This window comes from Kribbella sp. NPDC050820 (genome assembly GCF_040653975.1).
Lineage (GTDB): Bacteria > Actinomycetota > Actinomycetes > Propionibacteriales > Kribbellaceae > Kribbella.
In genome coordinates this window covers 1-23677 of the sequence record NZ_JBFAHB010000046.1, presented here as the reverse complement: position 1 = coordinate 23677, position 23677 = coordinate 1, and the positions used below count along the sequence as shown (strand labels likewise).

The 23677-nt window shown below is 68.8% G+C and carries 21 protein-coding genes; 15 read left to right on the top strand and 6 right to left on the bottom strand.

Annotation, left to right across the window (positions count from 1 at the left end):
* The first annotated feature begins 15 nt into the window (after nucleotides 1-15).
* Complete coding sequence (locus AB0H36_RS31115; RefSeq protein ID WP_360531496.1) at nucleotides 16-888, top strand: enoyl-CoA hydratase/isomerase family protein; 873 nt, start codon at nucleotides 16-18, stop codon at nucleotides 886-888.
* Here AB0H36_RS31115 and AB0H36_RS31110 read toward each other — a convergent pair.
* Both AB0H36_RS31110 and AB0H36_RS31105 read right to left on the bottom strand, forming a co-directional pair.
* Nucleotides 878-2101, bottom strand: a complete 1224-nt coding sequence (locus tag AB0H36_RS31110) for a multidrug effflux MFS transporter (RefSeq protein WP_360531493.1) — start codon at nucleotides 2099-2101, stop codon at nucleotides 878-880. The two genes, AB0H36_RS31115 and AB0H36_RS31110, sit on opposite strands and share 11 nt — an antisense overlap.
* A complete protein-coding gene (locus tag AB0H36_RS31105; RefSeq protein WP_360531490.1) occupies nucleotides 2098-3123 on the bottom strand; it encodes a zinc-dependent alcohol dehydrogenase family protein in 1026 nt (341 codons plus the stop codon). The genes AB0H36_RS31110 and AB0H36_RS31105 overlap by 4 nt, the downstream gene beginning before the upstream one ends.
* Nucleotides 3124-3257: 134 nt before the next feature.
* Between AB0H36_RS31105 and AB0H36_RS31100 the strand changes: the two genes are divergently transcribed.
* Nucleotides 3258-4136 (top strand): helix-turn-helix transcriptional regulator, encoded by an 879-nt coding sequence (locus tag AB0H36_RS31100; RefSeq protein ID WP_360531487.1) that lies wholly within the window; start codon nucleotides 3258-3260, stop codon nucleotides 4134-4136.
* Here the strand turns inward: AB0H36_RS31100 and AB0H36_RS31095 are convergent.
* Nucleotides 4126-5298, bottom strand: coding sequence for an epoxide hydrolase (locus tag AB0H36_RS31095; RefSeq protein ID WP_360531484.1), 1173 nt, complete (start codon nucleotides 5296-5298; stop codon nucleotides 4126-4128). The genes AB0H36_RS31100 and AB0H36_RS31095 overlap by 11 nt on opposite strands.
* An 80-nt stretch (nucleotides 5299-5378) precedes the next feature.
* Here AB0H36_RS31095 and AB0H36_RS31090 point away from each other — a divergent pair, with 80 nt between their 5' ends.
* The 10 genes from AB0H36_RS31090 (at nucleotide 5379) to ligD (ending at nucleotide 15482) form a co-directional block, all read left to right on the top strand.
* Nucleotides 5379-5945: a CGNR zinc finger domain-containing protein gene (locus tag AB0H36_RS31090; RefSeq protein WP_360531481.1), complete on the top strand. Its 567-nt coding sequence runs from the start codon at nucleotides 5379-5381 to the stop codon at nucleotides 5943-5945.
* A gap of 87 nt (nucleotides 5946-6032) precedes the next feature.
* Nucleotides 6033-7340, top strand: a complete 1308-nt coding sequence (locus tag AB0H36_RS31085) for a hypothetical protein (protein ID WP_360531478.1) — start codon at nucleotides 6033-6035, stop codon at nucleotides 7338-7340.
* 10 nt (nucleotides 7341-7350) lie between these two features.
* The gene (locus AB0H36_RS31080; protein ID WP_360531475.1) at nucleotides 7351-8685 is read left to right on the top strand and encodes an extracellular solute-binding protein; all 1335 of its coding nucleotides are present in this window, start codon (nucleotides 7351-7353) and stop codon (nucleotides 8683-8685) included.
* A gap of 2 nt (nucleotides 8686-8687) precedes the next feature.
* The gene (locus AB0H36_RS31075) at nucleotides 8688-9593 is read left to right on the top strand and encodes a sugar ABC transporter permease (RefSeq protein WP_360531472.1); all 906 of its coding nucleotides are present in this window, start codon (nucleotides 8688-8690) and stop codon (nucleotides 9591-9593) included.
* A complete protein-coding gene (locus AB0H36_RS31070) occupies nucleotides 9590-10483 on the top strand; it encodes a carbohydrate ABC transporter permease (RefSeq protein ID WP_360531469.1) in 894 nt (297 codons plus the stop codon). Before AB0H36_RS31075 ends, AB0H36_RS31070 begins: the two co-directional genes overlap by 4 nt.
* A 3-nt stretch (nucleotides 10484-10486) precedes the next feature.
* A complete protein-coding gene (locus AB0H36_RS31065; protein WP_360531466.1) occupies nucleotides 10487-11578 on the top strand; it encodes an ABC transporter ATP-binding protein in 1092 nt (363 codons plus the stop codon).
* A gap of 26 nt (nucleotides 11579-11604) precedes the next feature.
* Nucleotides 11605-12531, top strand: coding sequence for an acetylxylan esterase (locus AB0H36_RS31060; protein ID WP_360531463.1), 927 nt, complete (start codon nucleotides 11605-11607; stop codon nucleotides 12529-12531).
* A gap of 5 nt (nucleotides 12532-12536) precedes the next feature.
* Nucleotides 12537-13388 (top strand): acetylxylan esterase, encoded by an 852-nt coding sequence (locus AB0H36_RS31055; protein ID WP_360531460.1) that lies wholly within the window; start codon nucleotides 12537-12539, stop codon nucleotides 13386-13388.
* The gene (locus tag AB0H36_RS31050) at nucleotides 13381-14475 is read left to right on the top strand and encodes a hypothetical protein (RefSeq protein WP_360531457.1); all 1095 of its coding nucleotides are present in this window, start codon (nucleotides 13381-13383) and stop codon (nucleotides 14473-14475) included. Before AB0H36_RS31055 ends, AB0H36_RS31050 begins: the two co-directional genes overlap by 8 nt.
* 26 nt (nucleotides 14476-14501) lie before the next feature.
* Nucleotides 14502-15482 carry a non-homologous end-joining DNA ligase gene (ligD, locus tag AB0H36_RS31045; protein ID WP_360531454.1) on the top strand — a complete coding sequence of 327 codons (981 nt, stop codon included), beginning with the start codon at nucleotides 14502-14504 and terminating at the stop codon, nucleotides 15480-15482.
* Nucleotides 15483-15557: 75 nt separating this feature from the next.
* Here the strand turns inward: ligD and AB0H36_RS31040 are convergent, their stop codons facing one another.
* On the bottom strand, nucleotides 15558-18863 hold the full coding sequence (locus tag AB0H36_RS31040) for a hypothetical protein (RefSeq protein WP_360531451.1): 3306 nt from the start codon (nucleotides 18861-18863) through the stop codon (nucleotides 15558-15560).
* A gap of 30 nt (nucleotides 18864-18893) precedes the next feature.
* Nucleotides 18894-19466 (bottom strand): TetR/AcrR family transcriptional regulator, encoded by a 573-nt coding sequence (locus AB0H36_RS31035; protein WP_360531447.1) that lies wholly within the window; start codon nucleotides 19464-19466, stop codon nucleotides 18894-18896.
* Between the two features lie 117 nt (nucleotides 19467-19583).
* Here AB0H36_RS31035 and AB0H36_RS31030 point away from each other — a divergent pair, with 117 nt between their 5' ends.
* Nucleotides 19584-20513 carry an alpha/beta hydrolase gene (locus AB0H36_RS31030; RefSeq protein ID WP_360531444.1) on the top strand — a complete coding sequence of 310 codons (930 nt, stop codon included), beginning with the start codon at nucleotides 19584-19586 and terminating at the stop codon, nucleotides 20511-20513.
* Here AB0H36_RS31030 and mug read toward each other — a convergent pair.
* Nucleotides 20506-21006 carry a G/U mismatch-specific DNA glycosylase gene (gene mug / locus AB0H36_RS31025; protein ID WP_360531441.1) on the bottom strand — a complete coding sequence of 167 codons (501 nt, stop codon included), beginning with the start codon at nucleotides 21004-21006 and terminating at the stop codon, nucleotides 20506-20508. The genes AB0H36_RS31030 and mug overlap by 8 nt on opposite strands.
* 36 nt (nucleotides 21007-21042) lie before the next feature.
* Between mug and AB0H36_RS31020 the strand changes: the two genes are divergently transcribed.
* Together AB0H36_RS31020 and AB0H36_RS31015 are read left to right on the top strand one after the other, a co-directional pair.
* Nucleotides 21043-22320 carry a serine hydrolase domain-containing protein gene (locus AB0H36_RS31020; protein WP_360531438.1) on the top strand — a complete coding sequence of 426 codons (1278 nt, stop codon included), beginning with the start codon at nucleotides 21043-21045 and terminating at the stop codon, nucleotides 22318-22320.
* A 44-nt stretch (nucleotides 22321-22364) separates the two neighbouring features.
* The gene (locus AB0H36_RS31015; protein WP_360531435.1) at nucleotides 22365-23660 is read left to right on the top strand and encodes a sigma 54-interacting transcriptional regulator; all 1296 of its coding nucleotides are present in this window, start codon (nucleotides 22365-22367) and stop codon (nucleotides 23658-23660) included.
* Nucleotides 23661-23677 lie beyond the last annotated feature (17 nt).

Below are 23677 nucleotides of genomic sequence, written 5' to 3'. Positions count from 1 at the left end.
CGGAGGGTAGGCATTGTGAGCAGCGAGGCAGTGGTCGCGAAACCTCGGACGCAGTTCGTCGTCGACGAGGTCTCACCGTCGTACTGGAAAGTGACGTTCTGCAACGGGCCGGTCAACCTGCTGGACGCGGACTCCGTCGAGCAACTCTCCGACCTTGTCACCCGGATCGAGGAGGCACCCGCGCTGACCGTGGTCGTCTTCGGCAGTGCGAATCCCGACTACTTCATGGCGCACTGGGACCTGCGCGCGGATCGTGGTCGGGTGGCGGCGATGCCGCCCGGCCCGACCGGGCTGGACCCCTACCTCGACGGCCTGATCAGGCTGAGCAAGGTGCCGGCGGTGACGATCTGCGCGATCCGCGGACGCGTCCGCGGCGCCGGCAGCGAGTTCGCGCTGGCGACCGACCTGCGGTTCGCGGGGGACAAGGCGATCCTCGGACACTTCGAGGTCGGCCTGGGCACCGTCCCGGGCGGCGGGTCGATGGCCCGGCTCGCCCGGCTCGTCGGCCGGGGACGCGCGGCGGAGATCCTGCTCGGAGCCGACGACATCCCGGCCGAGCTGGCCGAGCGCTACGGCTACGTCAACCGCGTCCTGCCCGACGCCGACCTGGACGGTTTCGTCGACGGCTTCGCCCGGCGCATCGGCACCTTCGACAAGACCGCAGTCACCGACACCAAAGCCTTGCTGGACTTGGCGTCACTGCCACCCGACGACGAGTTCGCCCCCGGCCTCGCGGCCTTCCTCCGCACCGCACGCCGCCCCGAGAACGCGGCCCGGGTCCGCTACCTCTTCGACCACGGCCTCCAGACCCCCCACGGAGTCGAGCAGAACCTGGGCCAGGTGGTCGGCGACCTCCCCAACGCGATCCGCGACTGGCTCAGCGACTGACGCGCCTCGCTACGACGAGGAGACCGGTCAGGGATGTAGCGGCGCCGGCGATCATCAAGGTGGCCATGGGGACGGCGGTGTGGTCGCCGCCCAGGCCGGCGATCGGAGCGATGACGCCGGCGGCGACCCATTGGACGAAGCCCTGGACGGCGGATCCCGTGCCGGGATGGTCCGGTACGGCGGCCGACGCGAGCGCGCCGCCGTTCGGGATGATCAGGCCTTGCGCGGTCATCAGGACGAAGAAGCAGATCATCGCCAGGACCAGTGGGGTGTCGAACCACAGGGCGCCGATCAGCATTCCGAGGCCCGCCGCGAGCGCGGCGAATTGGCCGGTCAGGATGAGCTTGCGGGTGGCGACGTGGCCGGCGAGGCGGGCGGCGACGAGGGCGGCCACGGTCATGCCCCCGGCGTTGGCGGCGAAGTCGACCGAGTAGGCGACCGGCGACAGGCCGTTCATGGACTGCAGGACGAAGGCCGATGTGGCGACGTAGGCGAAGAGCGCGCCCATCGAGGATCCGGCGACGATGACGTAGCCGACGTACTCGCGGTTGCCGAGCACGACTCGAGCAGCCGTGCCGAAGGTCCGCAGACCACCGCCGTTACGGCGCTCCGGTGGCAATGACTCCGGTACGGCGACCAGGACTGCCACGATCATCGCGACGCCGAGAGCGGCCACGGCCCAGAACGAGACCCGCCAATGCGACAACTGGAGGATGGCGGCGCCGAGGAGTGGGCCGACGATCGGGGCGATGCCGCCGACACCGGCGATGACGTTGAGGACGCGGACGAGCTGGGCGCCGCGAGCTAGGTCGACGATCACCGCGCGGCCGATCACCATCGCCCAGCCGCCGGCGAACCCCTGCACGAACCGCGCCGCGGTCATCACGCCGATCGAGGGCGTGAGGGCGCACACGATCGAGGCAGCGGTCATCGCGAGGATCGCGGCGAGCAGGGGCCGGCGGCGGCCGCGTTGGTCCGAGACCGGTCCGCCGACCAACTGCCCGAGTGCCATCCCGACGAAGAACGTCGTGAGCGTGAGCTGGACCTGGGTAGCAGTCGTGCTCAGCTCACCGGCGACCTGCGGGAAGGCCGGCACGTACATGTCCGTGGCGAGTGGCGCGATCGCGGTCAGGAACACCACGGTCGCCACCAGCCCGACTGTCAGCCGAGCCTCCCGCCGTACCTCGGGTGGAAGCGCCAGCGAAGTGGTCACGGGCGGAGGAGAACCTTGATGGCTTTGCGGGTGTGCATCGCCTCGTAGCCGGCGGCGGCCTCGTCGAGGGGGAGCTCGAGGTCGAAGACGCGTCCGGGGCGGATGGTGCGGTTCGCGATGCGGTCCATGAGGTCGGGCAGGTACTGCCGGACCGGGGCCGGTCCACCGTGCAGGTGGACGTGGGAGAAGAACAGCTCGTCGCCGTTCAACGTGACGTCGTGGGTGACTCCGACGTACCCGATGTGACCGCCGGCCCGGGTGGAGCGAATCGCTTGCAGCATGGACTCCTGGGTGCCGACGGCCTCGATCACCGAGTGCGCACCCAGCCCGTTCGTGAGGGCCTTGATCTGCTCGACTCCGTCGTCACCGCGTTCGGTGACGATGTCGGTGGCCCCGAACTCGAGCGCGAGCTTCTGCCGGTCCGAGTGCCGGCTCATCGCGATGACCCGCTCGGCCCCCAACTGCTGAGCAGCCATCACCCCGAGCAGTCCGACCGCGCCGTCACCGACGACCGCAACCGTCTTCCCCGGACCGGCCTGAGCGGCGACCGCCGCAAACCATCCAGTGCCCAGTACGTCGGAAGCCGCCAGGAAGTCCGGCACCAAGTCGGCGTCCGGGACCTCGGGCGTCGCGACCAGGGTCCCGTCGGCCAGCGGCACGCGCATCCGTTGCGACTGTGCGGCGCCTGAGGTGCCGAGGATCTCCCGGTTGACGCAGGACGTCTGGTACCCGGCCCGGCAGATCTCGCAGGTGTTGTCCGAGGCGAAGAACGACCCGACCACGAACTGGCCCGGTGTGACCGTGGTCACCGCGGAGCCGATCTCCTCGACGATCCCGGCGTACTCGTGACCCATCGGCAGCGGCTCGTCGATCTTGTCGGCGCCTCGGTACGGCCACAGGTCGGACCCGCAGATACAGGTCGCCGACAGCCGGACGATCGCGTCCGTCGGCTTCAGGATGGCCGGCTCGGGCCGGTCCTCGACCCGGACCTCGCCCGGGGCGTACATCACGACACCACGCATCGGTGGAACTCTCCTTGGTTCGAGTGGATTGCCGAGTCCAGGGAACCCGAGCCCGCTGCGCCGAGGGAGTCTCTTTCGTGAGGTGTACTGACAGTGCATCCCAGGCAGCCGGAGGACGTCGTACCGTCGTTGCCATGGACAATCGTGCCGAGGTCCGCGAGTTCCTGGTCTCGCGACGAGCCAAGGTGACCCCGCAGCAGGCGGGGCTGCCGGACGTGGGCTCGCGCCGGGTGCCCGGACTGCGCCGGGTCGAGGTGGCGGCGCTCGCGGGCGTGAGCGTCGAGTACTACTCCAAGCTCGAACGCGGCGCGCTCGGCGGTGTCTCCGCCTCCGTCCTGGACGCGATCGCCCGCGCGCTGCAACTCGACGACGCCGAACGGACGCACCTGTTCCACCTGGCCCACGCGGCCGACGGCACCAGCGCCGGGATGCGTCCGCGCCGCCGTGCCGGCAAGCGGTGGACACCGCGGCCCAGCCTGCAGTGGGTGCTCGACAAGTTCACCGCGCCGGCGATCGTCCGCAACGGACGGATGGATCTCCTGGCCTGCAACCACCTCGGCCGGGCGATGCACGAAGCGGTGTACCGGTCCGCGGCCGGCGCGCAGCCGAACTTCGCCAGGTTCACGTTCCTGGACCTGGACGCCGCCCGCGACTTCTACCCCGACTGGGACACCGCCGCCGACACCTGCGTCGCCATCCTGCGCACCGAAGCCGGCCGCGACCCGCACGACAAGGAGCTGCACGACCTGGTCGGCGAATTGTCCACCCGCAGCGAAGATTTCCGCCGCCTCTGGAGTGCCCACAACGTGCGCCAGCACGGCGCGGGCACCAAGCACTTCCACCATCACGACGTCGGCGATCTGGAGCTCGCCTACGAGAGCGTCGACATGATCTCCGACCCCGGACTGACGCTCACTCTGTACGCCGCCGAGCCCGGCTCACCCACGGCGCAAGCCCTCGACCTTCTTGCCTCCTGGGTCGCCCCGACGACACCAGCCGCGTTCACTGATTAGCGGCCAGCACTGCCGCGAGGCCTTCCTGCAGATCTTCGACGAAGTACTCGGGAACCTCCAGCGAAGGGAAATGTCCTCCGCTTTCGGGCGAATTCCATCGCACGATCTGCCGGTACCGCTCCTGTGCCCAGGGGCGCGGGTATTTCTCGATGTCGCGGGGATACATGGTGATGGCGGTCGGGACATCGACCCGAAGTTCGGGGTCCAGCGAGTTGTGGCTTTCGTAGTAAATGCGGGCCGACGACGCGCCGGACCGCGTCAGCCAGTACAGGGTGACGTCGTCGAGAATGCGGTCCCGGGAAATCGTCTCGAACGGGCTGTCTTCGGTGTCCGACCATTCGGCGAACTTGTCGAGGATCCAGGCAAGAAGCCCGACCGGTGAGTCGACGAGCGAGTAGCCGATGGTCTGCGGCCGGGTCGCCTGCTGCTTCGCGTACGCCGCACGCCGGCGCCAGAAATCATGGGTTTCCTCGGTCCACTGGCGCTCGATCGCCGTCAGTCCGTCCGTGGTCAACCCGGGTGGTGCCTCTGCGAACGTGGTGTGGATGCCGAGCACGTGGTCCGGGAACCTGCCGCCGAGGACCGTGGTGATATTTCCTCCCCAGTCGCCGCCGTGGGCCGCGAACTTGCGGTAGCCGAGCCGTCCCATCAGTTCCACCCAGGCGGCCGCGATCTTCTCGGTTCCCCACCCGGTGCTGGCCGGTTTGTCGCTGTAACCAAAGCCGGGGAGCGAGGGAACGACGACGTGGAACGCCGGCGCGTCTGCGTTCTTCGGATCTGCCAGTTCGTCGACCACATCGACGAACTCCGCAATGCTGCCTGGCCAGCCGTGCGTCAAGATCAGCGGCGCGGCATCTGCGCGAGCGGATCGGCGGTGCAGGAAATGGATTCCCAGCTCGTCGATCGTCGTGCGGAATTGGCCGATCCGGTGCAGGCGATCTTCGAACGACCGCCAGTCGTACCCGGTACGCCAGTAGTTCACGACATCGACGAGGTCGGCGAGCGGAACGCCCTGATCCCATCGGCGGGGACCGGGCGCGGCGCCATAGACCGTCTCGGGCTCCGGCAGTCGCGCCGCGGCCAATCGCGCGCGCAACTCGTCGAGGTCGGCGTCGGTTGCGTGGGCTTCGAATGCTTGCAAGTCGCTGGTCGGACGGGGCATGAGACCTCCTGGTCATCGAGAACCGTCTAAGACGGTTCTAACATGACGCCCTGCGGCCTGCAACCGGCTAAGGTGGTTCGGTGCGTACTGGATTCCCTGACTTCCGCCTCGGTGCCGTGCTGGCGACCAGCTTCACGGGGACTCTTACGGAGCGGCGTGGCAACGCTGTGGAGCGCATTCCCACGCCGCAGCGACTCATCGACTGGCTGGCGGTGAACGGACTCGCCGTGGACTCCTGCACCCCTGCCCAGCTCGACCTCGCCCGGGAACTGCGGGAGTCGATCCACGCCGCCGCGACAGCGGCCGCGATCCAGGACGCTCTTCCTGCAGCCGCTGTCCAAGTCATCAACGACCGCAGCGCTCAGGGCCGGGCCGCGGCGATCCTGACACCCGAGGGTCAGCGGCGTTGGCAGCTCAGCTCGGCTTCCTGCGTGGAAGACGCCCTCAGCGTGATCGCCGCCGACGCGATCAGCATCATCGCCGGCGAACGCGACGGAAAGCTGGCCTTGTGTGCCTCGCCGACCTGCCGAGCCGCCTTCTTCGACACCAGCCAAAGTCGCACTCGCAAGTGGTGTGACATGAACACCTGCGGGAATCGCCAGAAGAAGGCGCGCTTCATCGCGAACCACCCCAAGAACTCGGCCTGAGGTCTTGACCTGACCCCCCGACGCACGTCACCTTGGTGCGCATCGGATTTACGAGTCACTTCCGAACCTGGTTCGTAAAGGAGTGTCGTGGCGATTGTGATCGGGGTCGTGACCCACTCGACCCACCGGGTGCTGTTCCGGGAAGCAGCCAGCACGCTCGGTGGCGTCGACCTGGAATGGGTCAGCTACGACCACGAGGAGGAGATCCGCGACAAGGTCTCCGAGTTCGTCGCGAACACGCGCCTGGACGGCTTCCTGGCCGGACCGGTTCCGTACACGGCCAGCCGCGAGCTGCTGCCACCCGGCCTACCGGTCGGCGTGATCAGGTCGTCCGCGCTGGACCTGACCCTGGCCCTCTACCGCGCCCAGGAACGCGGCTGGGGCCGGACCCCGGTCAGCATCGACACGTTCCCGAAGGAGGCGGTCGAGGCGGTCGCCACCGCGCTCGAGCTCGACCAGGACGCGATCGACTGCTTGCCCTACGCACCGACCCAGAGTGTCGAGGACATCGTCGACTTCCACCGGGCCGCGTTCCACCGGTTCGGCGATCGCAGCTACGTGATCAGCGTCCGGGCCGCTGTCCGGGAACAACTCCGGGACGAGATCCCGATCATGAGCGGGATGCCGGTGCCTGCCACGATCCGGACCGAGCTGCACGAGCTCGCGCTGCGGATCGAGTCCGATCGGGCCAGCGCGCAGCGGTTCGCGGCCGGGGTGTTCCTGATCTCCCGGTCGGCCGACGAGGAACGCGCCCGGGTCGGCCTGATGAACCTGCTGCTCAACACCCCCGAGTTCGCCGGCGCCTGGATCGAGGACCGGGGACCGCGCGGTGTCGTCGTGTTCGCCCACAAGGCGTTGTTCGAACGCGTGACCCGCAACTGGGTCGCCGTACCGGCTCTGGCCGAGGCGGCGACCGCGCTCGGCGTCCAGGTGTCGGCCGGCTTCGGCGTCGGCGTGTCCGCCCGCAACTGCGTGCTGCTCGCGGAGCAGGCCGCCAGGCGGGCGGAGGTCGAGGACGAGCCGTGCGCGTACCTGATCGAGGACAGCGGCGTGATCATCGGCCCGATGGGGCCGGTGCGGGAGGCGCCGCTCAGCTACTCCTACCGCGAGCACGGGGACGAGGTGGAACAGCTCGCGAAGAACGTCGGCCTCAGCGCCGCCACGGTCTCCCGGCTCGCGGCGCTGGACCACGAACTGCAGGGTCGCGCGATCTCGCCCGGTGAGCTCGCCGACCGGCTCGGCATCACGGATCAGAGCGGGCGCCGGCTGATCCGCACTCTCGACGCTGGGGGCCTGGTGAGCGTCGAAGGCACTGCTCAGCACCACCGGAAAGGACGCCCGACGCGTCTGTACCGGCTCCGCATCTCCCAAGCCCTCCTGCATCGACAGTCTTGAAGGGAATCCCATGGAGCTCAACCGCCGCCAGGTCCTGAAGCTCGCCGGCCTCGGCATCGCCCTCCCCAGCGCATCGACCCTGCTCTCCGCCTGCTCCAACGACGACTCCTCCGGCGGTGGCGCCGGCGACGGCACCGTGAAGTTCGAGGGCTGGGACTACGAGGCAGCCCTGGTCCAGAAGAACCTCGACCGGTTCAGCCAGCAGAACAGCATCAAGGTGGACTACACCCCGATCACCAGCGCGCAGTACGTCCAGAAGGTCGTCGCCGAGTTCACCGGTGGCGGCGGCCCCGACGCCCTCTACGTGTACGACGACTCGCTCGCCGCCTGGGTCGAGGGCGACTACCTGCAGCCGCTGGACGGGATGCCCGGCGTCGACGAGGTGTACGACGCGATCTACCCGGGTAACGCGACCGCGATGACCTACCAGGGCAAGCGCTACGGCCTGCCGTACTACACCGACGCGAACTCGCTGACGTACAACTCCGAGATCCTGGCCAAGGCCGGGATCACCAAGCCGCCGGCCAGTCTCGAGGAGCTGGAGGCGCAGGCGCTGAAGATCAAGAACGCCGGTCTGCTCGAGTACCCGATCGGCGTTCCCGCGCAGCTGTCCGACACCTGGTGGTCCTGGGTGTGGGCGCTGGTGTTCGCCAGCGGCGGCAACATGTTCGACGACCAGCAGAACGCGGTCATGAACACGTCCGACACCGTGGTGAAGGACGTCTTCGCCTGGTTGCAGCAGGCCGCGAACAAGTCGAAGGTGATCGACCCGGCCTGCCTGCAACTGCTGCCGGTCCCGATCGACAACGCGATGAAGGCCGCCCGGTACGCCTACACGATCGGCGCCCGGTACGCGAACCGCGACTACAACGACCCGGCCAAGTCGAAGGCGGCCGGCAAGATCAAGATGGCGCTCGTACCGAGCCTGGACGGCCAGGTGCACGGCACCGTCAGCAACACCCGGCTGTACGGGCTGGCGAAGGACACCGAGGTCAAGGACAACGCGTTCAAGCTGCTCACCTACCTCGGCGGGCTCGACGCGGACAAGAAGCCGTACACCGCGCGGTACTGGTTCCTCGAGCGCGGTCTCGGCTTCGCCTACAAGTCGATGGCGACCGACCCGGAGATCGTGGCGTCGCTGAAGAAGTTCGCCGACCCGGCCGTCTACGCCCAGCTGGCCGAGATCGCCAAGCCCCGCAACGTGCTCGGGGTGCCCTGGTACACCGAGTTCGAGACCGAGATGCACAAGGTCGTGCAGGGCGTGCTGAGCAACCAGACCCAGCCGTCCGCGGCGGTCGGCAGCCTGGCCCAGACGGTCGACACCCTGAAGAAGAAGTACAACTGAGGATGAGTGTCCTCGCCGAACGCCGGCCGCTGGGCGACAGCGCCAAGGCCTGGGCGCTGAACGCGCCGGCCATGATCGTGATCGCCCTGCTGGTCGCCTACCCGATCATCTACTCGTTCTGGGTCAGCCTGCAGCGCAACAACCTGAAACGCCCGCGGGCGAAGAAGTTCATCGGGCTCGACAACTACAAGGCGCTGCTGTCGGACCAGGCGTTCCTGTCCGCGCTGAAGGTGTCGGCGCTGTTCGTCCTGGTGGTGCTCGGGCTGACCGTCGTACTGGCGCTGATCCTGGCGCTGGTGCTGAACGAGCGGTTCCGTGGCCGCGGGCTGCTGCTCAGCCTGGCCTTGTTGCCCTGGGCAATGCCCGGCGTGGTGAACGGCCTGATGTGGCGGACGATCTTCGACGCGAAGACCGGCGCGCTGAACGGGTTGCTCACCCAGCTCGGGCTGATCGACAGCTACCACGCCTGGCTGACGTCCGGGACCGGCGCGTTCCTGTTTACTGCACTCGCCCAGGTGTGGAACACGCTGCCGTTCTCGGTCATCATTCTGCTCGCCGGATTGTCGACAATCCCCTCGGAGCTGTACGACGCCGCGACGGTCGACCGGGCCGGGGCACTGCAACGGTTCGCCCAGGTCACGGTGCCGTGGTTGCTGCACCCACTGCTGATCGTGCTGATCCTCGAGACGATGAACGCGTTCCGGGCCTTCGACACGATCTACGTGCTGACCGGTGGCGGTCCGGGCGACGCGACCACCACCATCGCCCTGCTCGACGTGCAGACCGTGCTCACCTTCACCGACTTCGGCCTCGGCTCCGCCTACGCCTGGGTGATCACCGCGATCACGCTGCTCATCTCGATCGGCTACATCGGCCTCCTCTACCGGAAGGGGAACTTCGAGGTATGAGAACCGTCGTGCGAGTTCCCCTGCGGTATCGAATTCCGTGGAAGAAGATCGTGCTGTATGTGCTGGCGATCGCGTTCGCGCTCTACCTGGTGCTGCCGTTCTACTGGATCGTCGCGATGAGCTTCATGCACGAGGTGGACGCGATCTCGGTGCCGCCGCACTGGATCCCGACCAGCCCGACGCTGGAGAACTACCTCGGCTTCGTCAAGCCGACCGAGGCGCAGGCGCTGGTCGGCGGCCGGGCGATCGAGGAGACACCGTACTCGCTGCGGAACAGCCTGATCGTGGCGACCGCGACGGCGGTGCTGAACCTGGCGCTGGCGACGTTCGCGGCGTACTCGTTCAGCCGGCTGAAGTTCCGCGGCAGCCAGGTGCTGCTGGTGCTCTACCTGCTCACCCGGATGGTGCCGGGGATCGCGATCATCATCCCGTTCTACCTGCTGATGCGGTCGCTCGGGCTGCTCGACACCTACCTGGCCCTGATCCTCTCGTACACCACGTTCGCGCTGCCGATCACGATCTGGATCCTGAAGGACTTCTTCCGGTCGGTGCCGCGCGAGCTGGAGGAGGCGGCCCGGGTCGACCGGTGCGGCTGGTTCCGGACCATGTGGTCGGTGTTCCTGCCGGTGGCAGCGCCCGGGCTGGTCGCCGCCGCGGTGTTCGCGTTCATGACCGCGTGGAACGAGTTCATGTTCGCGCTGTTCCTGACCAGCACCAAGGCCGCGAAGACGATCCCGGTGGTGGCGGCGAACTTCGCCACCGACTTCAACACCCAGTTCACCGTGATGGCCGCAGCCGGTGTGCTCGCGGTCGTCCCACCCCTGGTACTGGCCCTGCTCTTCCAGCGCAAGCTGGTCCAGGGTATGGCCGCCGGATCCGTGAAGGGCTGACAGATGGCAGAGGTGCAACTCGAAGGCGTGACCAAGTCGTTCGGCGGCAAGGTCGCCGTGCACGACCTGAACCTGACCATCCAGGATCAGGAGTTCCTCACCCTGGTCGGACCGTCCGGCTGCGGGAAGTCCACCACGCTGCGGATGATCTGCGGCCTGGAGCGGGCCACCGAGGGCAACATCTACTTCGACGGCAAGCCGGTCAGCTGGCTGCCGGCGAACAAGCGGGACGTCGCGATGGTGTTCCAGAGCTACGCGCTCTACCCGCACAAGACGGTCCGGCAGAACATCGGCTTCGCGCTCAAGATGATGCGGGTGCCGAAGGCAACGATCGCCGAGCAGGTGCAGCAGGCGGCCCGGACGCTGGACATCGAGGACCTGCTGGACCGCAAGCCGCGGGAGCTGTCCGGCGGCCAGCGGCAACGGGTCGCGCTCGGCCGGGCGATCGTCCGGGACGCCGGCGCGTACCTGCTCGACGAGCCGCTGTCGAACCTGGACGCGCAGCTGCGGGTGCTGATGCGGGCCGAGATCAAGCGGCTGCACGTCGACGTCGCCCGGACCTTCATCTACGTCACCCACGACCAGGTCGAGGCGATGACGATGTCGGACCGGATCGCGGTGATGCGCGACGGCGTGGTCCAGCAGTGTGCGACCCCGGAGGAGATCTACGAGCGCCCGGCGAACCGGTTCGTCGCGTCGTTCATGGGCTCACCGCCGATGAATTTCGTCACCGGTGAGCTGGTCGATGCCGACGGCAAGCGGGCGTTCCGGAGTAGCGCGATCACCCAGGAGATCCAGTCGTACGGCGCGCTGCCGGACGACCCGGCCGTCGTCCTCGGGGTCCGCCCGGAGGATGTGTCGCTGTCGCCGGAGCCCTTGCCGGGGTACCGACCCGGGAAGGTCTTCGTCTCCGAGCCGCTCGGGCCCGACGTGCTGGTCACGGTCCGGATCGACGGCGAGCTGATCAAGGCCCGCGTCCCGGTGCCGTTCCGGCTCGGTCACGACAGCACGGTGTACGTCGGCTTCAACCCGGACCGACTGCACTTGTTCACCGCCTCCGACGGCGCCGCCGTGCACGCACCCCTGGCCGTGTAGGCACCCCCGAGTCGAGAGGAATGCTCTTGAGAGACCCCGAGAACGCGACCGTCGAGGTCGAGCGGCCGGCCGACTTCGACGACTTCTGGGCGGCCGGCCTGGCGGACTGCGCGTCGTACCCGCTTGATCCTTCGTTGACCGAGATGCCGGGCTTGTCGACGGAGAAGGTGATTGTCTACGACCTGCGCTACACCAGCTACGGCGGTCTTCGGGTGGCCGGCTGGTACACGGTGCCGCGGGGTGGGGCGGCGCCGTACCCGGCGCTGGTCACGATCCCTGGGTACATCTCCGAGCCGACGATCCCGAAGGAGTGGTCCGAGCTCGGGTACGCCGCGCTGGCGGTGGCGCCGCGGGGGAAGCTCCGGTCGAACAGCGTGTTCAACCCGGGCTATCCGGGGCTGCTGACGCACAACATCGTCGACCACAACACGTACGGGTACCGCGGGTTCTACCTCGACGTGGTGCGTGCGGTCGACGTGCTGCTCGGTCGTCCGGAAGTCGACAATGAACGGATCGGCCTGCAGGGATCGAGCCAGGGCGGTGGGCTCGGGATTTCCACGGCTGCTCTGCGACCCGAAGCGATCGCGTGCGTCGCGGCCGGGGCGCCGTACCTGTGCGGGATCATGACTGCGCCGACGCTGACCCGGTCGTATCCGTACGAGGAGATCAACGAGTACCTGCGGGTGCATCCGAAGGATGTCGACCGGGTGCGGGAGACAGTCGCGTACTACGACGGGCTGAACTTCGCGCCGAAGGTGACTGCGCCGACGCTGCTGTACCTCGGGCTGGAGGACGATGTGTGCCCGCCCGAGACCGGGTTCGCGTTGGAGCGGGTGCTGACCTGCGAGACGACGCTGCACACGTTCCCGCACTGCGCGCACCACGCCGGGCTGCCGGGTGTGATGCGGATCGTGGAGGACTTCCTTGCCGACCACCTGAAGCCGGGACGGTGACACTCATGGACTTCGAGGCCTACTGGACCGCCGTTGACGCCGAGCTGGCCGCGATTCCGTCCCGGCCGGTGCTCGGCCTGGTGCCGGCGCGGACGACCGACGAAGCGACGAGCTACACCGTGCGGCTCACCAGCACCGGGCCGTACCGCGTGTTCGGCCACCTCAGCATCCCGACCGGTGACGGGCCGTTCCCTGCGCTGCTGTCGACTCCGCGCTACGGCAGCGTCAACCACGTCCCGCATCCGAACGACCGGAGCCGGTATGTCGTCTTCGGCCTGATGCACCGTGGTCAGCGGCTGGCCGACGAGGGATTCTCGGCGGCGTACCCAGGATTGTTGACGATGGGCATCGACGACCCGGCGTCGTACATCTACCGCGGGATCGCGGCGGACTGCCTGCGGGCCGCCGAGTTCTTGCTCGGGCTGGCGGAGGTGGATCCGGCGCGGGTCGCAGTGAGCGGGGACGATCTGGCAGTGTTGACGGCTGCGCGGCGGCCCGGGTTCACCGCCGTACGGGTGTCGGAGTTGCTGTTCTACCGGGCGCTCGAGGCGCGCTTGCGATCGTCGCTGTACCCGCTGGAGGAGTTGAACGATCACCTGCGTGCCGGCGCGTCGCCGGCCAGTCTTGAGCGGACGTTGTCGTACTTCGACCCGGTCCGGCATGCGCCCGCGGTCCGGGGACGCACATTGTTGGCTGTCGACAATCCGACGTGGTCGGCGCCGCTGGCCGAGACCTTCCCGGCGGCGAGCGTCTACGAGTTGACGCATCAGGACGGGACGGACAACGACTTCCTCGATGCGTGGCTGGCGGAGTTGTCCGGTGTGCCGCCGATGTCTCGGTTCGTCGCGCATGGGTAATCCGCTCGGGGTGCGGCCGGTGATCAACGCGTCGGCGACGCTGACCGCGTTGGGCGGTTCGTTGATGCCGCCGGCCGCGATCAAGGCGATGGCCGAAGCGGCGGCGCACTTCGTCGATCTTCACGAGTTGCACACGCGAGTCGGCGAGCGGTTGGCGGCGCTGACCCGCAACGAGGCTGCTTATGTGACGTCGGGTGCCGCGGCCGGGATCACGCTGACGGTCGCGGCTTGTGTCGGCGAGCCTGGGCAGGCGTTTCCGGTGGACTCCAAGGTGGTGATGTTCGCGAGCCAGCGCAACGGCTACGACTACTCGGCTCGTCTGACCGGCGCGCGGATCGTCGAGATCGGTCCGTCCGTCGACGAGCTGCGTGACGCGCTGTCCCGTCGGCCTGCCTGTGTCCTGTGGTTTGCCGGTGCTCACTACGCGAGCGGCGCGCTTGCGGTCGAGCCGGTTGTCGAGGCTGCGGCGTCGTACGGCGTGCCGGTGATCGTGGATGCGGCCGCGCAGGTGCCGCCGGTGGCTTCGCTGTGGCGGTTCACTTCGGAGATCGGCGCTGATGCGGTGATCTTCAGTGGGGGCAAGGGATTGCGGGGACCACAGTCGAGTGGGTTGGTGCTGGGGCGGCGGTGGATCGTCGAGCGGTGTCGGGCGCATGCCTCGCCGTATCAGGAGATCGGGCGCGGGATGAAGGTGGGCAAGGAGGAGTTGCTGGGCCTGCTCGCGGCGGTCGAGTGGACGTTGGAGCAGGACGAGGACGCGCTGCTCGAGGGGTACGAGCAGATGGTCACGCGGTGGGTCGAAGGGTTGCGTGGATTGCCTGGGGTGGAGGTTGGACGGGGCTATCCGAGCGAGGCGGGGCAGCCGCATTCGCGTGCCGTTGTCCGATTGTCGACAACCTCCGGATGGACGCGGGACGAGTTGGTGGCGGCGCTGTGGGACGGGGAGCCGCGAATCGCCGTGGGCACGATCGGCGTGCGGGAGGACGAGCTCGCGCTGAATCCGCAGACGATCGAGCCGGAGGAGGATGAGGTGGTTCTCGATGCACTCGTTCGGCTTCTCGGCACCGGTCGCGAGGGCCCGTCGTGAGGCCTCGTCGCGAGTAGGCTCTGGGGATGGCGAGGAAGCCGGACGAGACGCGTGACGGGGTTGAGCTGACCAACCTGGATCAGCCGTTGTTCGACGGTGCGGACGCGACCAAGCGGGATCTGGTCGACTACCTGGACGCCGTACACCAGCGGATCCTGCTGGAGTTGCGGGAGCGGCCGCTGTCGGTGATCCGGATCCGGCCGGGACAGCCGGCCTTCATGCAGAAGAACGTGCCGAAGTACACCCCCGAGTGGGTGAAGACGGTGTCGGTCTGGGCGGAGGCGTCCAAGCGGGAGGTGTCGTACGCGTTGTGCGACGACCGGCGGACGCTGCTGTGGTTCGCCAACCAGCGGGCGGTCGAGTACCACCCGACGCTGATGCGGGCCGAGCGCTGGGACCGGGTGACGCATCTCGTGCTGGACCTGGATCCGCCGGAGGGGGAGACGTTCGCGATGGCGGTCCAGGCGGCGTTCCTGGTCCGGCAGGCGCTGACCGACTCCGGGCTGGCCGGGGCGGTCAAGACGAGCGGGGCCAAGGGGGTGCACGTCTTCGTGCCGATCGACGAGTCGGTGTCGATCGAGGACGCGGCGGCCGCGACCCGGGCGATCGCGGCGCGGGCCGAACGAGTCGATCCGGAGGTCGCGACGACGGCGTACATCAAGGAGGACCGGCACGGGAAGGTGTTCGTCGACTCGACCCGGTCGGGCGGGGCGACGGTGGTCGCCGCTTACAGCCCGCGGGTCCGGCCTGGTACGCCGGTGTCGTTCCCGCTCGGCTGGGACGACCTCGACCGGGTCACGCCGCGGGACTTCACCGTCCGCACTGCGCCAGACCTGCTGGGTGAAGCCGACCGCTGGGCTGATCAACTGCCCGCGCCCCAAACACTCCCCGAAGACTTGCTGGAGGAGGGCCGCGCCATCCCGGTCGCCCGAGTAGCCGCCATGCACGAAGGCAAACGCCGCAAACGCGCCAAAGAAGCCGCCGAAAAGCAGTCGAGCGAGGGCTAACCGTCGAACCCGGTGGGGGCGGGGTGCCGCCGGGTGTGGCGAGGGGCCGGGCTGGGCGGGGGCCGGCGGGTGGGGTTAGTTCTCTGGGGCGGTTGTCAGGTCCAGGGCCTGGTGGCGGATGGCTGGGTGGGGGTGGTTGCGGAGGGCAATCAAGAGGGTGCGCCACTCGGTGGGCCAGCCGGTGCGGGGGCCGGCGGCGCGGAGGAGGGCGTGGGCCAGGAGACCGGAGGTCGCGTCGGGGGACGTCACCAGAGACTCGGCTGTGGGGAGGAGCTCCTGCGGGGACCAGGTTGCTTCGGTGGCGGACAGCCGCTGGTAGAGAAGGTCGGATGCGGACAATGCTGCGATCGGATTGTCGACAATCGTCCGGTGCAACGCAGCGAGTTCTTGGGGGAGTCGATCGGACTGCAGGGAGGCGACCTGCAGTCGCAGGTGGAGGTGGAGGAAGTCTGAGTCGGTCAGCTCCGCGGCGACCTGCTTGAGGTGTTGGCGGACAAGAGTTGAGCGACCGCCGAAGTGGGCAGTCAGTTGATTGACCAGACGAGCCAGGCGCTGCCGGGCGGGGTGGTCGCGGTCCGGGGTCGCGTTGGGGAGATCGGGGGCGGCTTCCAGACGAACCAGGAGCCGGACCGCGTCGAGCAGTTCATCAAGACCGTCCGACGGATTCGTCGCGACGATGGAGACGAGTGACGTGAGCGCGTCACTCCAGACCCGGCTCCGGATGGACAAGTCGCTGATGAAGTCAGCACACACCCGAGCGGCCGCGCGGTTGTAGCGCGCCCACTGCCGCAACGCCAGCAGCGCCGGCCCGACGACCTCCGGCTCGCTCCTGGTCGTCACCGCGATCAACAGATCCGCATACCGCGCCCGATACAACAGCGGTACGTCGTACGCCCGCCGCTCGGTCAGCACGACAGCAGTAGCCGCAGAGTCGTGCACTGCCTGCTCCAGCACCGCCCAGGCAGCCGGGTCATGAAGCAGGTACTGCGCCATCGTGCTGGCGATCGCCGCCCGCACATCCCGATGGGCGGGAGCCCAAGCCTCAGTCAGTACGGCGCCCGCGCCAGGTGCACGCAGTTCGCCCAGCATCCGCACCGCTGCCTTGCGCGAGGTGATCTTCGCGCCAGAACCCGCCAGCGCGGGCTGCAGCAGACCAGGCAACAGACTCGGCCGCGCGTACCGTGCAGCACGCCCCGCCGCGTACATAGCGACCCGTGCGCGGTCGTCACTCGCATGCGAGAGCAGCACCGGCAGCGCAAGGTCAGGCCGAGCGGACCACGCCAGCCCCGCCAGTGCAGCCTCCTGCAACAACACGTCGTCACTGCCGAGGAACTCGTCCAGCGCAGCCCCCGGCACGTGACCGAGCGACCGCACCGCCAGCGCCCGGCACCACTCGTGCAGCCGATCGTCCCGCGCCGCCGCGACGAGCAGTTCGCCGTACCGGGACTGCTGGCGCGGCAGCCATGTGCGCAGTGCATAGTCCGGGACTTGCCACGACGTGCTGTTGCGGTCGAAGCGCTGGATGCGGTCCGCAGCAGCGAGCACCGGGTCGAGCAGGTCGGTGTAGATCTCGGTGACGAGCCACCACACCGGGTGGAAGCGAGCCATCGTGACGTCGCGGTCGATGATCTGCCGGACCCGCTCGGACCGGGTCGGCAGCGGATCGAGCCAGTAGCGGCAGGCCTGGTCGGCGGTGGACTCGTTGTCCGACCAGGCCGCCTGCTCCAGGATCCCGTGCAGATGGTCCAGCGACCAACCGCGCCGACCCAACGCTGAGGCCACCGTGAACGCAAGCATGTACTCGTCCCGCTTCGCAGCGGCCTCGATCGCCGGCCGCAAGGCGTCGTACACGGCGGTCTCCCGGCCGCGCGGAAGATTGTCGACCAGCCGGTCCAGATCGATCCGCCCGCGGTTGTCGGTCAGCCGGGCATGAGCCTGCAAACCCCAGTCCAGCAAGGCGGCCCGGTTGCCGAGGGCACCTTGTACGACGGCGTGCTCGGCCAGACTGGTCAGCGCCCGCCGGGGCGCCCACGACGTGTCCCGTGCGTTCAGCGCGTCAGTTAGCAGGGACTCCAACGGCTGCGGATCCGTGAAGAGCGTCGGTGAGATCCCAGCAGCGGCCTGGAGGAGACTGCACCGCACCGGATCCTTGTCGTTCCGGACACGGTCCGCGGCCCAGTTCAACGCCCGCACGACGAGCTCAGGATCCCGTGAGTAGCCAGCCGACCGGACGATCGACCGGTAGACCGCCGACCGCACCCCGGCATCCGGAGCACGGACCTCGGACTCGAGGAGGGCGAACGCTTCCTCGTAGGGCAGATAGCTACTGATGCCGCGTCGCACCGAGTCGTCCTCGCGGACGCTCGGCAGTTCCAGCATCCGACGCGCCTGCTCGACCCGCACTCGATGCGGCAGCACCTGCAGCAGCTCGTCGGCGAGCACGGTCTGCCCGAGCTCGACGTCCTTCGTGACCGCTTCGAAGATCGTCGTACGGCGAGACGGCGCCAGGTCGGCCAGCAGCCCAGCAAGGTCCGGCCAGACGAGTCGGCCGAGCGCAATCAGGTCGTCGTCCGAGTACCGGTGTAACCGGCGACGGAACCCGCGAGTGAGCGCCTTCCAGACCACGGCTTCCCGGTCCGGCGAAAGCAGGAGCGCGAGCACCCCGGCCGGATCATGATCGGCAAGGCGCCCAAGGATGTCGAGTACGGCGACCGGCAGCTCATGCGCCGGGATCGCCTGCTTGATCAGCGCCAGCACCGCATCCGGGTCGTGCTTCAGCGCCGCGGTGACACCGTGTCCGACGCCCTCCCACCACTCGTCCCCGTCCTCACCGGTGGGCAGCGTGCGCGCCGCGAAAGCGAGCACCTCGTCGGGATGCCGTCTGGCCAGACCACGCCAGCCCGCCGGCGTCACGCAGTACGCCAGCTCTGGCAGCAAGCGGGCCACGGTCGCCCGGGAGGTGGCTTCCAGCAGGCCGACCGCGGCCACGTCACCCCAGCGCGCCCGGTGGTCGTCGATCAGCCGATTGGCGAGGTGCTCTCGACTCGTGCGCCGTACCAGGGCCACCAGCTTCGACCGCAGTGTCGCGGGTGCGTCGTCGTACAGGATCCGGAGGTCGTCGTCCGACACCGGCACGCCACGCCAGACCGCAGCCAGCGCGCGCGACTGAACGGCCGGCTCCGGGTCGCGGAGCAGCCTGGAGACGTACGACGTGTCCCGGACGACCTCGGCTATCTGGATGCCGACGATCCGCTCGAACGCGTCGCCCCGGCCCAGCTCGTCGAGCAGCCCGGTCAGCTCCTGGGCGCGGTCGGCGACGTACCGCACCCGTTGCCCGTACGAGAGCCCGTCGATCGATCGCAGTAGGTCACTCGCACGCATGCGCCCAATCCTGCCGAGCGCGGGTGTCAGTCAGCGCGGCAGGGTGGCGTCGAGCAGCAGTACGGCGGCCTCGCGGGCGCGGACCGCGGGGTCGGGGGAGCCGGAGATCGCGGAGCGGGTGATGGCGCCCTCGCTGAGCAGGATGAGGTGGTCGGCGAGGCGCTCCGGGTCGGGGGCGTCGGCGGCCTTCGACAACTGGGTCAGGGCCTGGCGGAAGCCCTCCTTGTGCTCCAGCGCGAGCTCGGCGACCCGGGGTGAGACGGTGCCGAGCTCTCCGAAGGAGTTGATGAACGCGCAGCCGCGATAGTCCCGCTGCCGGAACCAGTCGTCCAGGAAGTCGAACACGGCCAGGATCCGGTCCCGCGGATCCGTCGCCGCGTCGACGTGCTCGGCGAGCATCGACTTCCACAGCGCGTCGCGGCGGTCCAGGTACGCCTCGATCAGGGCGTCCTTGGACGGGAAGAGCTGGTAGAGCCGCTTCAGCGAGACACCGGACGCGGTCCGGATCGCGTCCATCCCGACCGCCTGGACGCCGCGCTCGTAGAACAGCTCGTCCGCCGCGTCCAGCACCTGCCGCTGCGCGGTCGCCGTGTCGATCGCCATCTCACCCATCCTCCGAGGCCACGTGATCCGCGCCACCTTGCGCGGAGAACCATCGTTCTCCTAGAGTACAGGACATCGCGGAGAACGCCCGTTCTCCACTGCTGAGGGAGTCCAAAGATGACCGTGCTAGAGCCCGCTGCCCAGGCCTTCGCCGACGCGACCGCCAAGCCCCCGTTCCTGTTCCAGTTGGCCCCCGAAGAAGGCCGCAAGCTGGTCGACGAGGTGCAGACCACCGACTACCCGAAGCTCGACGTCGACGAGGAGTGGGTGACCGCGGCCGACGGAACGAAGGCCCGCATCGTCAAGCCGGCCGGCGCGACCGGCGTGCTGCCCGTCATCCTCTACATCCACGGCGCCGGCTGGGTGTTCGGCAACGCCCACACCCACGACCGCCTGGTCCGCGAGCTCGCGGTCGGCGCCGGAGCGGCCGTGGTCTTCCCGGAGTACGACCTGTCGCCCGAGGTCCGCTACCCGCACGCGCTCGAGCAGAACTACGCGGTCGCGCGCTGGATCGTCGCCGCCGGCAAGGAGCACGGCCTGGACCCGAACCGGCTGGCGATCGCAGGCGACTCGGTCGGCGGCAACATGACCGCCGCGCTGACGCTGCTCGCCAAGGAGCGCGGTGACGTGAAGTTCGTCCAGCAGGTGCTGTTCTACCCGGTCACCGACGCGGCGTTCGACACCGACTCCTACAAGCAGTTCGCCGAGGGCTACTTCCTGATGCGTGAGGGCATGAAGTGGTTCTGGGACCAGTACACGACCGACGAGCAGGAGCGGGACCAGATCACCGCGTCTCCGCTGCGCGCCACCACCGAGCAGCTGACCGGCCTGCCGCCGGCGCTGGTGATCACCGGTGAGGCGGATGTGCTGCGCGACGAGGGTGAGGCGTACGCCGCCAAGCTGCTCGAGGCCGGTGTCCCGACGACCGCCGTACGGTTCGCCGCGATCATCCACGACTTCGTCATGCTGGACGCGCTCCGCGACACCTACGCCGCCAACGCCGCCATCAACCTGGCGATCTCGACCCTGCGTACGGCGCTCAACTGACCCGCTCGAGCTCCGCGAAGGCAGCCGCCAGCTTCGGCAGCGTGTAGTGAGCATTCAGGCCGCTCGGGTTCGGCAGGATCCAGACTCGGGTGTCGCCGATCAGGCGGTCCTGCTTGCCGATCTGCGCCGTACGCTCACCGAAGGCGTCCCGGTAGGCCGTGACCCCGACGACGGCGAGCCACTCCGGCTGGTAAGTGAGGACCTTGGCGACCAGGTTCTCCCCACCGGCGACGTACTCCGCGCGGGTCAGCTCATCGGCCCGCGCGGACGGACGATCCACGACGTTCGTGATCCCGAGCCGGTAGCCCAGCATCTCACCCTGCTCGGCCGGCGCAAGCTGCCGCGGCGTGAACCCGCTCAAGTGCAACGCCGGCCAGAACCGATTCCCCGGCCGCGCAAAGTGATGCCCGGTCGCCGCGGACATCAACCCCGGGTTGATCCCGCAGAACAACACCCGCAACCCGTCATCGATCACATCCGGTAGCGCCTGCACAGACGTCACCCTAACCGGCTGACGTAGGTTGGCCCCATGGCTGACTGGGTGGTGCGGTTGCGGGAGTTGGCGGAGGTGGCGAAGGTTCCCGGGGCGGTGCTGGGGATCTGGCACGACGGGGAGACGACGATCGCGCCGTACGGCGTGCTGAATGCGGCGACCGGGGTCGAGACGACCGCGGACTCGGTGTTCCAGATCGGGTCGGTCAGCAAGCCGTGGACGGCGACGATGATCGTTCAGTTGGCCGCCGAGGACCGGCTGCGGCTGGACGACCCGGTGGTGAAGCTGTTGCCCGAGGCACCGATCGATCCGCGGGTCACGGTCCGCCAGCTGCTGACCCACACCAGCGGCATCGACGGCGACGTGTTCACCGACACCGGACGCGGTGACGACTGCCTCGCGAAGTACGTCGACCTGCTCCGCGACGTGGACAGCCTGTTCGAGCCCGGTACGGCGTACTCCTACTGCAACGCCGGATTCGTGCTGCTCGGCCGGATCATCGAGGTCCTCGACGGCCGGACCTGGGACGAGTCGCTCAAGGCACGGCTGGTCGAGCCGCTCGGCCTGACGCATACGGTGACGTTGCCGGAAGAGGCGATCCTGCACCGGGCGGCCCGCGGCCACCTGCTGACCGACGGCTCCCCGGCCAAGACGTGGCAGCTTCCGCGCAGCATCGGCCCGGCCGGTCTGATCACGCAGAGTGCGGGCGACCTGCTCGAGTTCGCCCGGATGCACCTGACCGACGAGCGGTACGCCGCGATGCAGGAGCCGCAGGTCCCGTACGCCGGCGGGATCGGCGGGTTCAGCAACCTCGGCCTGGCCTGGCGGATCTACGACTGGGGCGGCCGGACCTTGCTCGGCCACGACGGTACGACGATCTCGCAGCTGGCGTTCCTGCGGATCGACCCCGAGGCGCGGCTGGTGATGTGCCTGCTGACCAACTCCGGCAACGGCACGAGCCTGTTCGAGCCGCTCGCGTCCGAGGTCTTCACGCACTACGTCGGGGTCGCGCACCCGAAGCCGCCGCAGCCGATCGACGTACCGATCGACGATCGCCACGTCGGCCGGTTCGAACGCGCCAGCGTCCGGCTGGACGTCGTACGGCGTGATGATCGGCTGGTGATGAACTACCAGGCCACGGGGGAGCGGCTGGCGTTCTCCGAGGAGCCGGTGCACGAGTACGAACTGCGGCCGACGGCGCCCGCGGACGGCGACCACTTCGTCACCCGGGAGTCGGCGACGCACCCCTGGGTGCCTGTCACCTTCACACCCACCCACGTGTTCACCTCGGGCCGGGTTACCCCCAGACGCTGAGATAACCAGGTGCGATTTGGGGTGACCGAGCTAACGTCATCAGGGTGACTAGTGCACCTGCTGAACTTCCCCGTCAGGCCGGTGACCTCCGGGCCGCCGGGTATCTCCCACGGTCGATCAAGACCGAACTCCGTGACAACCTGCTGAAGGAACTGCGGGCCGGGCGTGACCCGTGGCCCGGGATCGTCGGATTCACCCGGACGGTGATTCCGCAACTCGAACGCGCCCTGCTCGCGGGGCATGACGTCGTACTGCTGGGTGAGCGTGGCCAGGGCAAGACCCGGCTGCTGCGCACCCTGGTTGGCCTGCTGGACGAGTGGACTCCGGTGATCGAGGGGGCCGAGCTGCCCGAGCACCCGCTCGACCCGATCACCCCCGAGTCCAAGCGCAGGGCCGCCGAGCTCGGTGCCGACCTGCCGGTCGCGTGGCTGCATCGCGACCTGCGGTACGCCGAGAAGCTGGCCACGCCGGACACGTCGGTCGGCGACCTGATCGGCGACGTGGACCCGGTGAAGGTGGCCGAGGGCCGCAGCCTCGGTGATCCGGAGACCATCCACTACGGCCTGGTCCCGCGGTCGCACCGCGGGATCGTCGCGATCAACGAGCTGCCGGACCTGGCCGAGCGGATCCAGGTCGCGCTGCTGAACGTGATGGAGGAGCGCGACATCCAGGTCCGCGGGTACACGCTGCGGCTGCCGCTCGACGTGTTGCTGGTGGCAACGGCCAACCCGGAGGACTACACCAACCGCGGCCGGATCATCACGCCGCTGAAGGACCGGTTCGGCGCCGAGGTCCGGACCCACTACCCGCTCGACATCGACGCCGAGGTGGACGTGATCCGGCAGGAGGCCGAGTTCACCGCCGAGGTCGGCGAGCCGCTGCTGGAGGTGCTGGCCCGGTTCGTCCGGCACCTGCGGGAGTCGAACGCGATCGACCAGCGCTCGGGGGTGTCGGCCCGGTTCGCGGTCGCCGCGGCCGAGACGATCGCCGCGGCCGCGCTGCGTCGCAGTGCGATCACCGGTGAGGAGCCGGCGGTCGCGCGTCCGGTCGACCTGGAGGCGGTGCCCGCCGTACTGCGGGGCAAGCTCGAGTTCGAGCCCGGTGAGGAAGGACGCGAGATCGAGCTGCTCGAGTACCTGCTGCGGCGCTCGGTGGCCGACACCGCGCGGGAGCGGTTCGCCGGTCTCGACCTGAGTCCGCTCGCCCACGCTGTTGCCGACGGCCACTTGGTGACCACAGGTGAGCGGGTGCCGGGCCGCGACGTGCTCGCGGCCTGGTCGACTGCTTCAGCCCGTCGACTACCTTGCCGCTGCTGTCCTTGGGGAGGTAGAGCTGCCTGATGTGTTGTGGATCGGCG

What these genes read in the sequence shown, in the direction of transcription:
- AB0H36_RS31020 (WP_360531438.1), top strand. Translation starts at nt 21,043, where the DNA reads ATGGCTGACTGGGTGGTGCGGTTGCGGGAGTTGGCGGAGGTGGCGAAG.
- AB0H36_RS31035 (WP_360531447.1), bottom strand. Translation starts at nt 19,466, where the DNA reads ATGGCGATCGACACGGCGACCGCGCAGCGGCAGGTGCTGGACGCGGCG.
- AB0H36_RS31070 (WP_360531469.1), top strand. Translation starts at nt 9,590, where the DNA reads ATGAGAACCGTCGTGCGAGTTCCCCTGCGGTATCGAATTCCGTGGAAG.
- AB0H36_RS31075 (WP_360531472.1), top strand. Translation starts at nt 8,688, where the DNA reads ATGAGTGTCCTCGCCGAACGCCGGCCGCTGGGCGACAGCGCCAAGGCC.
- AB0H36_RS31095 (WP_360531484.1), bottom strand. Translation starts at nt 5,298, where the DNA reads ATGCCCCGTCCGACCAGCGACTTGCAAGCATTCGAAGCCCACGCAACC.
- AB0H36_RS31055 (WP_360531460.1), top strand. Translation starts at nt 12,537, where the DNA reads ATGGACTTCGAGGCCTACTGGACCGCCGTTGACGCCGAGCTGGCCGCG.
- AB0H36_RS31065 (WP_360531466.1), top strand. Translation starts at nt 10,487, where the DNA reads ATGGCAGAGGTGCAACTCGAAGGCGTGACCAAGTCGTTCGGCGGCAAG.
- AB0H36_RS31105 (WP_360531490.1), bottom strand. Translation starts at nt 3,123, where the DNA reads ATGCGTGGTGTCGTGATGTACGCCCCGGGCGAGGTCCGGGTCGAGGAC.
- AB0H36_RS31100 (WP_360531487.1), top strand. Translation starts at nt 3,258, where the DNA reads ATGGACAATCGTGCCGAGGTCCGCGAGTTCCTGGTCTCGCGACGAGCC.
- AB0H36_RS31030 (WP_360531444.1), top strand. Translation starts at nt 19,584, where the DNA reads ATGACCGTGCTAGAGCCCGCTGCCCAGGCCTTCGCCGACGCGACCGCC.
- AB0H36_RS31050 (WP_360531457.1), top strand. Translation starts at nt 13,381, where the DNA reads ATGGGTAATCCGCTCGGGGTGCGGCCGGTGATCAACGCGTCGGCGACG.
- AB0H36_RS31080 (WP_360531475.1), top strand. Translation starts at nt 7,351, where the DNA reads ATGGAGCTCAACCGCCGCCAGGTCCTGAAGCTCGCCGGCCTCGGCATC.
- AB0H36_RS31040 (WP_360531451.1), bottom strand. Translation starts at nt 18,863, where the DNA reads ATGCGTGCGAGTGACCTACTGCGATCGATCGACGGGCTCTCGTACGGG.
- ligD (WP_360531454.1), top strand. Translation starts at nt 14,502, where the DNA reads ATGGCGAGGAAGCCGGACGAGACGCGTGACGGGGTTGAGCTGACCAAC.